The 11,349-nt window shown below is 36.8% G+C and carries 11 protein-coding genes; 4 read left to right on the top strand and 7 right to left on the bottom strand.

Going from position 1 to position 11,349, the window contains the following annotated elements; all coding sequences use genetic code 11:
* Positions 1-182 precede the first annotated feature (182 nt).
* Entirely contained in the window at positions 183-470 is a 288-nt protein-coding gene (locus PLEUR7319_RS0125010; RefSeq protein WP_026102770.1) for a hypothetical protein, read from the top strand.
* A gap of 30 nt (positions 471-500) precedes the next feature.
* Here PLEUR7319_RS0125010 and PLEUR7319_RS0125005 read toward each other — a convergent pair whose 3' ends face one another.
* From PLEUR7319_RS0125005 to PLEUR7319_RS0124990, 4 genes are all read right to left on the bottom strand, one after another.
* Complete coding sequence (locus PLEUR7319_RS0125005; RefSeq protein ID WP_019507966.1) at positions 501-1,442, bottom strand: phosphoribulokinase; 942 nt, start codon at positions 1,440-1,442, stop codon at positions 501-503.
* 179 nt (positions 1,443-1,621) lie between these two features.
* Positions 1,622-2,743, bottom strand: coding sequence for a phospho-N-acetylmuramoyl-pentapeptide-transferase (gene mraY, locus PLEUR7319_RS0125000; RefSeq protein WP_019507965.1), 1,122 nt, complete (start codon positions 2,741-2,743; stop codon positions 1,622-1,624).
* Between the two features lie 121 nt (positions 2,744-2,864).
* A complete protein-coding gene (locus PLEUR7319_RS0124995; protein ID WP_019507964.1) occupies positions 2,865-3,086 on the bottom strand; it encodes a DUF3134 domain-containing protein in 222 nt (73 codons plus the stop codon).
* A gap of 107 nt (positions 3,087-3,193) precedes the next feature.
* On the bottom strand, positions 3,194-4,012 hold the full coding sequence (locus PLEUR7319_RS0124990) for a DUF4388 domain-containing protein (protein ID WP_019507963.1): 819 nt from the start codon (positions 4,010-4,012) through the stop codon (positions 3,194-3,196).
* A 932-nt stretch (positions 4,013-4,944) separates the two neighbouring features.
* Between PLEUR7319_RS0124990 and lepB the strand changes: the two genes are divergently transcribed.
* Positions 4,945-5,505 (top strand): signal peptidase I, encoded by a 561-nt coding sequence (gene lepB / locus PLEUR7319_RS0124985; RefSeq protein WP_019507962.1) that lies wholly within the window; start codon positions 4,945-4,947, stop codon positions 5,503-5,505.
* 82 nt (positions 5,506-5,587) lie between these two features.
* Here lepB and PLEUR7319_RS0124980 read toward each other — a convergent pair whose 3' ends face one another.
* Positions 5,588-6,583, bottom strand: coding sequence for a ribose-phosphate pyrophosphokinase (locus tag PLEUR7319_RS0124980; protein WP_036799137.1), 996 nt, complete (start codon positions 6,581-6,583; stop codon positions 5,588-5,590).
* Between the two features lie 359 nt (positions 6,584-6,942).
* Here PLEUR7319_RS0124980 and bioD point away from each other — a divergent pair, with 359 nt between their 5' ends.
* Positions 6,943-7,638 (top strand): dethiobiotin synthase, encoded by a 696-nt coding sequence (gene bioD, locus PLEUR7319_RS0124975; protein ID WP_019507960.1) that lies wholly within the window; start codon positions 6,943-6,945, stop codon positions 7,636-7,638.
* A gap of 37 nt (positions 7,639-7,675) precedes the next feature.
* Here the strand turns inward: bioD and PLEUR7319_RS0124970 are convergent, their stop codons facing one another.
* On the bottom strand, positions 7,676-7,972 hold the full coding sequence (locus tag PLEUR7319_RS0124970) for a hypothetical protein (protein WP_019507959.1): 297 nt from the start codon (positions 7,970-7,972) through the stop codon (positions 7,676-7,678).
* Between the two features lie 218 nt (positions 7,973-8,190).
* Here PLEUR7319_RS0124970 and PLEUR7319_RS0124965 point away from each other — a divergent pair, with 218 nt between their 5' ends.
* Positions 8,191-9,237, top strand: coding sequence for a hypothetical protein (locus PLEUR7319_RS0124965; protein ID WP_019507958.1), 1,047 nt, complete (start codon positions 8,191-8,193; stop codon positions 9,235-9,237).
* Between the two features lie 23 nt (positions 9,238-9,260).
* Here PLEUR7319_RS0124965 and PLEUR7319_RS0124960 read toward each other — a convergent pair whose 3' ends face one another.
* Positions 9,261-11,324: a tetratricopeptide repeat protein gene (locus PLEUR7319_RS0124960; RefSeq protein WP_019507957.1), complete on the bottom strand. Its 2,064-nt coding sequence runs from the start codon at positions 11,322-11,324 to the stop codon at positions 9,261-9,263.
* Positions 11,325-11,349 lie beyond the last annotated feature (25 nt).

The raw sequence follows: 11,349 nt of genomic DNA, 5'->3' as shown, positions 1-11,349 counted from the left end.
AGGGTACTTTGCCCAGGTCGGATGCCGAATCTAACGAAAGAACGAAAAGAATCCGCTCAAAAGCAAGCTTATTTCGATTGAGAATCTTCTTCTGGGATTAGAATTCATCTCCTATCCTTATTTAGACTCCATTGGGAGTTTTACTTTGCCGCTCAAATTTGCCGCTCAAAGGAGTCGGAACTTTGGAATCACCGCTAAATTACACTAGTACCAATTTCGAACAAGTTGCTCTAACAAAATTTCGTTCACTAGCTGCTTGTTTACCTCAAGATAGCAAAATTTTCCGCGAACCTTGGGGACGCTCCACCGTCTTGTGTATTGATTTTAAAAACTGCCCTCATTTGTTTAATGTCGACCAAGATCAGATTCGCTTACTCTCTGAAGCGATCAACCGGCTTGGTTTAGCCAACTCCATAATTTTTAGAGTCGGCAGTAAAATAGTCGGTTGGAAAAAAATTAAATCGTCATAAACACGTAGAATTAGTCAGCGAATGAATAGTCTATAATAAATGTGCGGCTTTGAGCATATGGTATGTAATGAGTAGTTGGGTTAAAGCTAAGGGGTAGCTTTGCAAGGTTTCTCCCGTAGTCCCAGTTAATTTTCCCAGCTCTTGGTTTCCTTCTAGACTGCAAAATTGACCTAGATAGGGAACTTCGCTACACATCATTTTCTCCAACTCTCTAACTTGATCCAAATTCGCGTGTCCGTCTATTTCTAAAATATCGACAGGTTTGCCCATATCGCGACTCAAACCCAAACGGATTGCGCCCCCCAGATGATTACCTTCAGCGTTTAAGATCTTGCTTAACTCTGGATGTGGAATAGTCGGACGTAAAATCAAATTGGCATTAAGCATTAAATTATCGCTTTTGATATCTGTCTGATCTGGAGGGTAAAAGGTAACAATCAGATCTGCCCATTTGCGTTGAGGACGGATAAAAGCCTCTGAATCTGACTCTCTTTGGCGCAGTTGAGCCAAAACTTGTTCTTCGGTATAGCCTCTTTTACGAGTGTCTCGTTTAATTTTCCAAGTTGCTCGTAAAGGTTCTGGCGGAGCTAGATAAGTTTTGACATCGTAACTATCTAGCATTTTGCGGGTTGAGTATCCCAATAAACCTTCGACAATGACATATTGACGGGGTTCGATATATTCTGGTGGATCAAAAGCACCTGTACTGTGATTATAAATAGGCTTGAGTATGGCTTGTCCAGATCGCAACAAAGCTAAATGCTGTTCAATAATATCTAAATAATTACAGTCTGGATGCAGGGCAGAGATTCCGATTTCGGCTCTTTGAACTCGATCGTAACGATGGTAGTCATCTGTACAAATGACAGTGACATTTTCTGGTCCCAACACCTGAGCAATTCCCTTGGTTAAAGTCGTTTTACCTGCTGCACTATCACCAACTATACCGAGAATAATAGGTCTATCGTTCATACATTTCTCCTTCAAGGGAATAATCGCTCAAACTTAGAATAGATCGGATAAGTAGCACTTGTAAAACTCTGAAAATCACTTTGAGAATTTGGAAAACAAAAAATTAGACGCAGTTCAGTTTAATTTTAATTCTGCGTCCCGATCATTGATAATTTTGCCAAAATCAAAAAATTAGAATTCTAGCGAAGCCAATAAGCGATCGCGACCAGTAGGATATTAACTAAATAAAATACCCCGACAACCTGAGTTTCTGACCAACCACTAAGCTCAAAATGGTGATGAATTGGAGCCATTTTAAATAAGCGTTTTCCTTGACCATCAGCTCCTTTGGTTAGCTTATAGTAAGCAACTTGGGCAATCACTGAGAGGGATTCCACAAAGAAGATCCCACTAATCACAAACAAGACCCAAAGATTACCACTACTTAGTCCAACTGCTGCCAATGCTCCACCCAAGGCTAAAGAACCAGTATCTCCCATAAACACCCTGGCTGGATTATGATTATGAGTTAAAAAACCCAAACAGCCACCACTAAGGCAAGCACAAAAAACGGCTAAATCGGGATGATCGAGTCCGAGGATTGCCCCCAAACCTAACAGGGCGATCGCACCAGTACCCGCAGCTAATCCATCTACTCCATCAGTTAGATTAGTCGCATTGCTTTCGGCAGCAAATACAAATATTCCTAAGGGTAAAAATAACCATCCCAAAGCTAAATTCAGCCCCCCGGGAAGGTTAACATTAGTGATCGAGGAGGATTCCTGAAAAAATAGCCACAAAATAAATGCTGTTCCAAATACAATTTGCAGAGTTAGCTTCATTCTGGGTGATATTCCCTTGTTGGATTTTTGACGCAATACCTGCCAGTCGTCAATCCAACCAATTAAGCCATAGCCTATAGTCACCAAACATACCGCAATTAACTCTGGTGAAATTGCTGTTTTGTTTCCATTAATGAAGTTTGACCAAACTAGAGAGACAATTACGGCAACGGGAACAAAAAAAATACCTCCCATTGTGGGAGTTCCTGCTTTTTTTAAATGAGTTTGTGGCCCATCTTCCTGTACAATTTGCCCTGTTTTCAATTTATTGAGCAAGGGAATTACTCCTAAACCCAGTAGAGAAGTAATTATGGTACAGCTCAATAGTGGCAAGAACAGTAAATTCAATTGCTGTCCTGAAATATTGTAGACATATTCAAAAGCGATCGCTCCCAGAGTTAAAATACAGCTGAGAAAAATCAATAAGGCTTTACCAGAAGGAGTAGTTAGTTTCTCCGTAGAGAGTGATTTAGCTTCCACAATTTAACAAGGTACTCAAATTATCTAGAAGATTATTTACTGATATTTGTGATTAATAACCTCTTGATACTTATGCTAGGACGAAGCATCTAGCCACTTATCCTGAGAAGTTACGCTGATATTAATCATCGTCAGTATCATCAACAAAATCATCGTCTTCAGCATCCATTAGAACGTCTAAATCATCATCAGCTTTGATTTTTTCTGATTCTATAGCTTCACGAGGAATTAGACGATTATTAGCTTTCAGCCAATCCAAAAGAGAGGCTTCTTGCTTGAGAGGAATGACGATCGCCGGTTCGTAACGAGGTTCTTGAACTAAAGCTGGGTTTTTGCGTTCCATGATAAAAATTTGCTCGGGTTATTTACTATATCGATATGTATTGTATCTGCTCAAATTCAATTAACAAACAATAGATAGTAATCTATTTTCTACTTCCACACTTATACTTATATTTCTTCATAATTATTGCTTACTGGAAAACTTTGGGGAAACTTATAGTAATTCAATGTCTTCCAATCATAGCTAGATTGAAAAATTTCATCTACTAATCCAACTGCAATCAAGCGAAAAGCTATAATTTGAATGGTCAAAATGGGTTGCTGAATTGTATTAGCTATAGTATTCAGGGAAGTTTGACTATCAGCAAAATTCCATACCTGTCTTTCCATAGCAGTTAGTTTGTGATGTGGCCCGATCAACAAACGTCTGAGAGCTAAATTAGGTTCAGGTAGTTGATCTACAAAATTTTCCCAATTTTCAATCAATCTCAGAGCATACATACTAACTTCGGTAGTTTTTATTCGATGCCCAGTCATTTCTAGCCAGGGAATAGTTAGTATTCGATCTTGTAATTCAGAAAACTCATCAAACCTAAACCGACCGCCAGTTAGTTGAAATAAACGATAAACCTGATGTAACTGTAATTGAAAAATCAAACTAAGTTTTTCTTGATTCAATAACTTAATTTTGTGGAGATAAATTCCTAGAGGTACGGCTGTTGGACATAGAGTTCTGAGCCTAGATAAAATCGGTGGGCTTAACCAACCCCGAGCCTCAATTAGATTAATTAGACCTTTTTGGTTAAGGCAATTACTGACAGCAATTAAATAACCCTGTTTAAACCAGAGATAGTAAATTCCTTCTCGTTTAGCAGTTTTTTCGGAGATCGGTGTTTCTACAATACAGCGACCTGATTTAGAGTCACTTTCAATAAATTTAAATAACTCTGTCAGTGAAAACGATTCGAGAGAGCGAATAATACTCATTGATAATTAGCTTCCTCAACAGAATTCATGAAAACGAAAATGAAGTATGCGATTTACAATTATACGCTTGATATCAATCAAACTATACAAGCTTGGCTTTTAATTTAAGATCATCAAAATAAATTTTAACTCAGTCTAGTTTTTTCATAATTGCTGAAAGCTAAGTGATGGCAAACAAATTTTAAATCAGAGTAATTCTCAAATAAGCTTGGGCTATTAAACAATTATTGTTACCATTTACACAATCAAAGACCAGACCTATTATTTTGTCAGGTTAGAATAGTCGAAAGTATGATACGTGAGAAGATCTACAATATTTTATTACTTCATGTTACATCCTACTTTGAATAAACCTAATAGTAATTTAGAATCATAAACTAATTATCAAATAGATAGATGTCAATAAAAGAAAATCTAAAAAGTAGTTTTAGATACTTTATTAATTATCTTGAGCTCAAATATTTTCCCTATTTAAAACTAGAATTTGAAACTAAAAAGTATAGTTTCTGAAACTGTTGAATAGAATATTAGGCTTGAGACAACAAGATAGTAAATAGGCTCTGGACAACAATCTTAAGAAATTATTGATAAGATGAAAGAGTTAGCAAGCAATAAAGTTCCTACTTTACTTGAACGGCTATATAATAACTGCCAAGACTTCGTTGCTCTACTTAAGCTTGATTACTATTTTGATTTTTAACTAAATGATTGAAAATGCTGGTACGAGTTCAGCGTCACCCCATCAATTGAAACATAATAGTCAAATGTGGTGTCATACCAAGTACATTAGCCTTCTCTAATCAGTGATGCTTAATTACATGCATCTTATTTATTTTTCAGATCGTCATCTTAAAATTGCTATGCTGCAACAGTGCTTTTAATGATCTGGAATTTAATTGCTGACCAAAAATTTTTAATGGAGAGTATTGCTTATGAGCAAAAAAGAAGAAAACTCAATAGTTGAACTGTTGAAAACCTTGGTTTCTGCCGGCATTTTGGCTTTTGGAATTCGTGCTTGCGTTGCTGAGGCGCGTTTTATCCCCTCGGAGTCTATGCTTCCTACTCTAGCTATAGATGATCGTTTAATTGTTGAGAAAATTAGCTATCGCTTTCGTAAACCAGAAAGAGGTGATGTGGTTGTTTTTTCACCGACGAATACTCTCAAAGAACAAAATTATAAAGACGCGTTTATCAAAAGAGTTATAGGTATTCCAGGAGATGTTGTAAAAATCAACAACGGTAAAGTATTTGTAAATGATCAAGAACTTACTGAAAAATATATTTTAAATGCCCCCAACTATAAATATGGTCCCACCAAAGTTCCCGACGGGCAGTATCTAGTTTTGGGCGATAATCGCAATAATAGTTATGATTCTCACTATTGGGGTTTTGTACCTCGGGAGAATCTCATCGGTCGAGCTACAGTTCGCTTTTGGCCTCCGAATCGGCTTGGCCCTCTCGATCAAAAACCGCTTTATCCTGAAACTGAATAATTTTTTAACTGAGGAGATGCTCCTATTGATCAAAAATAGACAATGGGAGTATCTCTAATTGTTTAATATTGAATGAAATTAATTAACGAAACATACTACTGACAGAACTAGCTTCATGAATTCGCCAGATTGCTTCCCCCAACAAACCAGCTACAGAGAGTACTGTCAGCTGTTCAAAGTTTTTAGAGTCTGGGATAGGAATAGTGTTAGTAACAATAACTTCTTTAAAGATTCCGCTGGATAGCCGAGATACTGCTGGTTCAGAAAAGACAGCATGGGTGGCGCACGCGTAAATTTCTTTGGCACCCTCTTCGCGTAACAATTTGCCTCCCTCTGATAGAGTGCCTGCCGTATCAATCATATCGTCTACGAGTACTGCGACCTTACCTTTGACATCGCCAATGACGTTCATCACCTCAGCTACATTGTGAGCTTGACGACGCTTATCGATAATTGCTAAAGGGGCATCATTAAGTTTTTTGGCAAATGCCCTGGCTCTAGCTACACCACCTACATCGGGGGAAACAACAACTAAATCGGCAAGTTCTTTGGCAGCTAGATAGCTTAAGATTGCTGGAGAACCATAAACATGATCGGTGGGGATATCAAAATACCCTTGAATCTGGGCAGAATGCAAATCCATCGCCAAAATTCTGTTGGCACCTGCTTCTGTCAGTAAATTAGCAACTAACTTAGCTGTGATAGACTCACGACCCGCAGTCTTGCGATCGGCTCTAGCATAGCCATAATAGGGAATCACTGGAGTAATCTGACGTGCTGAGGCTCGACGACAAGCATCAATCATGATCATTAACTCCATCAAGTTGTCATTTACTGGGTTACAGCAAGGTTGAAGTAGGTAAACATCAGCTCCACGGATCGATTCTTGAATCTGGATATAAAGCTCTCCATCAGCAAATTGTTTGCGAATCATTGGACCTAAGTCCATTCCAAGATAACGAGCTACCTGCCTAGCAAGAGGGACATTTGCAGAACCAGAAAATAATCTAAGACGATTAGAGTCTGATAGAAAGGGGGTTTGCTCCATCGACTGAGGCATTAAGGTAGTACTATGCATCACGGCAAAATATATTCAACTCAATTCAGGGCAATCTTATCACTCTAGGGTTATTGTTATTCACAATAGTTCCGTTTCGGACTGAAAAATACCGCAATTTCTAACTTACTACAAAATCCAAATTTAAAAAACAACAAAATATAATAACTGCTTTTTAATCTGGGCTTAGAAACGCTTTGATAACTCGCTTTTAAATTAAGATTATTATATTTTTTTTAGGGGATTTTTGCATCAGTACTTCTTACTAAGGTCTAAGATCAATACTTACTTTCTGTTTTGTCTATCAGGAATACTCATTGGTAGCAAGATAGTTATCACAGGAAGATACGTATACAAGTAAATTAACAACTTCTAAACTTATGACAGCATTATTGATTGCAGGAACAGATACTGATGTAGGTAAAACTTTTGTCACCATATCTTTAGCTGCTTACTGGCAACAGTATAAAATTACTCAGCAAAAGAACTCTCAAACTCTTTTAAGTATATTTAAGCTAATTCAAACAGGTTCAGGAGATTGGGAATTATATAATCGTCTGTTTGCTGACACCGAATTTATTGAGGTACTCGCTCCTTGTTGTTTATCTACTCCTGTTGCTCCTCCGATCGCCGCAGCCAAGGAAAATAAAATAATTGACTTGGGTAAAATCTGGCAAGAATTTAAGATTGCGCAGCAAAAATCTGATTTAGTCTTGTTAGAAAGCTTGGGTGGTTTGGGTTCTCCTGTAACTAAGGAATTAATTGTGGGCAATATTGCTGCCGATTGGCGTTTACCAACAGTGCTAGTAGTTCCTGTTCGGCTAGGAGCGATCGCTAATACAGTGGCTAATGTTGCTCTGGCTCGGAGTCTTAAGATTAATCTCAAAGGGATCATTCTCAACTGTCCGCAAACAGACGCGGAATCTAAAATAGAAGACTTAACTCCTATTAATTTAATTCAATCTTTAACTCAAGTACCTATTATAGGAATTTTGCCTTACCTAACTGATTTGACAAATACGAGAGAACTAGCTCAAATTGTAGCTGATTGGGACTTGGAATTAATGATGGCGTGATAAATAAAGGAAGTTGGGACTAATCAATCTTTCGCTTCTAAAGTTGTTCAATAAAACGTAAAGCCAAAAACATTAGCCCCACTAATACTGCTATACCAATTAAAGTTCCAGCAATTAGATTATTCCCCACAGCAAAACAGACAACAATTGCAACTAGGTAAGGAATACCCAAGGCAACTATTACCATACCTAACTTTGTAGGTGTCCAGTTAATATCTTTCCAGTTAGTTTCTATTTTGCCTTTCTCTACTCCTTTTGGGGCTTTAGCTTCTTGAGATCTGGCAATTCTACCTAAATTCAGTTTTTTGGGTAATTGAGGTTTTTTATCAGGCATGGTTATTGAATATTGATCAATAAAAGTTATAACTACAAATAGTCAAACTGGCAATTGAACTTTGCAATTAGCTTAAAGATGGCGATATTTCAGGTAAATTAGGCACGCGCAATATTGATGAGCTAAATGATTTGAGCTCCATGAAGCGTACCTTTATTTATCTACATACTGCTATGTTCAACCAGATATAAACAAGTTGATTTTTCTGTACAATAATCATGATGAATACAGATTCAATAGCTTTAGTAGAAAATATACAAAGCAAATTTGAATATTTCAAACAGCAAAAGCAGTTTTATAATATCGCCAAATTACTTACCTATTCTCTAAAAGTAAATTCTAGGCAGTACAATCAACAAATTTTTGGTTACATTCCTAAAATATTTAGAGAAATCGAACTCAATAAAGCATCAAGAAATATAGAAAGAAAAGATATTTACATTGGAGAGCCTGTAGTCTATAAAATATATTTTCCTGAAGGGAAACAATTGTACAACTTTCCTTTTTTTTACATTTTTTGTTATCTCAAAAATCCGTCAGATCAATTAAATGTATATTTTCAAAGTGCTAATCAAAAATACAAAAACTTACGTCCCGAGAACTATAATTTAAACCAAGAGAAAATAGGTTTTGAAGGCTGTCTTTCTGCTTTTGCTAATGATGATATATCAGTTATTAGCATCAGCGATCCTGGTCATTTTATACCAGATATTACTTCCAGTTATTATGTTGGTTCTTCAGAAATAAATTTTGTTAAATTAATAGGTGAGATAGTAGAGAATATTGGCAAATTATCAGGTATTAGTGCTAACAATACTTTGCTATTTGGGTCTTCAGCTGGCACATTTGGTGCATTACTTAGTAGCACTTACTTCAAGCAAAAAGTCAATGTTTTAGCAGTAAATAGTCAGATATCTATTCAATATAGAGCAAACTTGATGAACTTTTGCTTTGGATTTAATAAGCCTAAAAAACTATTAGAACAATTTGGAGAGCAAATTTCTTGTACGTATCGATTTCAACAAGAGATTAACAGTGTGCCAAATATTTACATCTTAGCTAATATTAATGATCGTTTATATCAAAGAAATTTTGATTTTTACCAGATGTATGTATCAAGATTTACTAAAAAAGGAAGTGATAATCAGTCGGTTTTTGATAGCTATTATGGGATAGATGGTCATGGCCGCCCTGAAATATCTTCTTTGAAAGCTAAAATTAGAATTGCCCGAGAAGTATTAACAATGAGATCCATTATTGATTAGTTATAATTTTTGGTAAAGAGCAACTAATTCCAATCAAATTTAATATCCAAATATTCTTCTAATTGTTGATTATAAGGAGCAAAGTAATTAACTAAAGTTTCTCTTAAATCTGAATCCACTTGGTTATAAGAGCCAGCGTTGACTTGGGGATAGTTTTCCAAAGGACAGTTAGGTAAGCCTAAAAACTTAAAGACTTTTGCCATAATTCTGTGAGGATTGCTATAAAATTCTTCACTTTTTAAAATTAGGAACTGTTCTCTCCCCAATAATTCAATCCACGGTTTAAGTTTATAAATATACAGACTACTTAAAATGTTATCTGGATTGTAATAACCAGTATTAATAATTTCTGTTTCGCTGACTGAAGCCAATCTCTCTATTTCTTCTGCGATCGCAGATGCCAAATCTTGATTAGTCAAGCCAGTATTTAATTTGTGGTAGTGCCAAGAAATTGCTCTATCTGCAGGATTTCTCAGCAGAATAATAATTTTAACCTGAGGAAAAGTATCTTTAATCCTTTGAGCTACCTCAGGAAAACGCAGGTAGTTGGGTGTAGCTTCTCCGGTCAAAAAGTCCTCCCTGTCAGTAAGGGTGGGAAAATGAGCCAAATACCATTCAATTCCTCGCTGAAAATTCTTGCGATAAAAATCGATTTCTTTTTTATGAGAGAGTAAAATTTGGGGGTGGCGACTCAGATAATAGTGAATAGAAGATGTTCCACTCTTAGATGCTCCAGCAATAATAAAGTCTGGTCCACATTCTTTTTGTTCTTTCCAATCTAATTTAGCCAAATAAGGATAAGCATGAATTGCTTCTTGGTAACAACCAGTTCGATAACAGTCGATCGCTTCTGTAACGCGATCTTGCTGGGTAAGAGCGTCTCCCAAATTCCCCCAGGCGATAGTAATATTAGGATGCTCAATTACTATCTGACGATAGAATTCTGATAACTTAGTTAGTTGTTCTGAGGCAATCGGGGTATATTGCAGATCAATATAGGCGTGTTTAAAGTTGGAGTCGAGCTTAATTGAGTTTTTATATGCAGCGATCGCCTCTGGGAAACGCCCCTTGGCCCTCAGCAGTTTACCTAGTTGGTAATATAAATCTGCTGATTTCTGGGGATTTTCCGCTAAAGTTTGTTGATAGCCAGTAAAAGCTGTAGTTTCTTCGGATAAATCGGTAATAATACTAATTGCCTCCCGGTAAGCAGCAATTGCTGAATCATATTGCTCTAAATAGCGATAGATTAAACCCATATTGAGCAAAGTAATCGCAAACTTGGGTTTAATTGCTCTGAATACCTTATAGACAGCGATCGCTTGTTCCCATTGTTCTTGGTCTTGCCACATCAGACCTAGTTGATAGTATGCTTCCCAGTAATCTGTTTGTAAAGCGATCGCCTGTTGATAGCATTCTTGAGCCTGAGCATACTTTTTTATTTGAATTAAGGCTTGTCCTAAATAACAATATGCTTCGGGTAAATTAGGATCTAGCTTTAAAGCTGTTTGATAACTATCAATAGCTTGAAGCCATTTCTCAGCAGTGGTCAATGCTTGTCCTAAAGCGAGATGAAATTGCGGATTTTGTGGATTTTGAGCAACCCCTTGACGGCATATTGCTAAGGCACGTTGATTTTTTCCTTGTTGAATTAATAATGCTTTTAAACTTTGATAAGCAGCCAAAAAGTCGGGTTTTATGTTGATCGCTCGATGATAGGAAGCGATCGCTTTACCAGGCTTATTTTGTGATTGTAGAGTTTTACCTAGTTCATAATGTTGTTCTGCAGGTGCGGCATGAGGTCTTAGTTTAAGTGCTAAAAACAGATTATGAGCAACTTTTTTCTGATTACCTAACTTCTCCCAAATCTGTGCCAAATTAAGATATGCAGCTGCTAACTCAGGATTGATTTTGACCGCTTGCTCGTAACAAGCTTTTGCCTCTTGCCATTGTTGTTGAAAAACGTATAACTTACCAAGATGAGCATGAACTTCTGCTGGTTGAGGACTGGTAGCTATTTGCTGAACACATTCGGCGATCTCTTGTTTTATTTGGTCTGAATTTAATGGAGAGTCAGGAAGTTTATTCATTGCTAATTCAGCAATATTAGATTAG

The sequence above is a fragment of the Pleurocapsa sp. PCC 7319 genome (genome assembly GCF_000332195.1).
GTDB lineage: Bacteria > Cyanobacteriota > Cyanobacteriia > Cyanobacteriales > Xenococcaceae > Waterburya.
Note: the sequence above shows the minus strand (reverse complement) of the source record. Positions and strands in the feature narration are given on the sequence as shown.

What these genes read in the sequence shown, in the direction of transcription:
- PLEUR7319_RS0124970 (WP_019507959.1), bottom strand. Translation starts at nt 7,972, where the DNA reads ATGCCTGATAAAAAACCTCAATTACCCAAAAAACTGAATTTAGGTAGA.
- PLEUR7319_RS0125005 (WP_019507966.1), bottom strand. Translation starts at nt 1,442, where the DNA reads ATGAACGATAGACCTATTATTCTCGGTATAGTTGGTGATAGTGCAGCA.
- PLEUR7319_RS0124960 (WP_019507957.1), bottom strand. Translation starts at nt 11,324, where the DNA reads ATGAATAAACTTCCTGACTCTCCATTAAATTCAGACCAAATAAAACAA.
- PLEUR7319_RS0124980 (WP_036799137.1), bottom strand. Translation starts at nt 6,583, where the DNA reads ATGCATAGTACTACCTTAATGCCTCAGTCGATGGAGCAAACCCCCTTT.
- PLEUR7319_RS0124965 (WP_019507958.1), top strand. Translation starts at nt 8,191, where the DNA reads ATGATGAATACAGATTCAATAGCTTTAGTAGAAAATATACAAAGCAAA.
- lepB (WP_019507962.1), top strand. Translation starts at nt 4,945, where the DNA reads ATGAGCAAAAAAGAAGAAAACTCAATAGTTGAACTGTTGAAAACCTTG.
- PLEUR7319_RS0124990 (WP_019507963.1), bottom strand. Translation starts at nt 4,012, where the DNA reads ATGAGTATTATTCGCTCTCTCGAATCGTTTTCACTGACAGAGTTATTT.
- PLEUR7319_RS0124995 (WP_019507964.1), bottom strand. Translation starts at nt 3,086, where the DNA reads ATGGAACGCAAAAACCCAGCTTTAGTTCAAGAACCTCGTTACGAACCG.
- bioD (WP_019507960.1), top strand. Translation starts at nt 6,943, where the DNA reads ATGACAGCATTATTGATTGCAGGAACAGATACTGATGTAGGTAAAACT.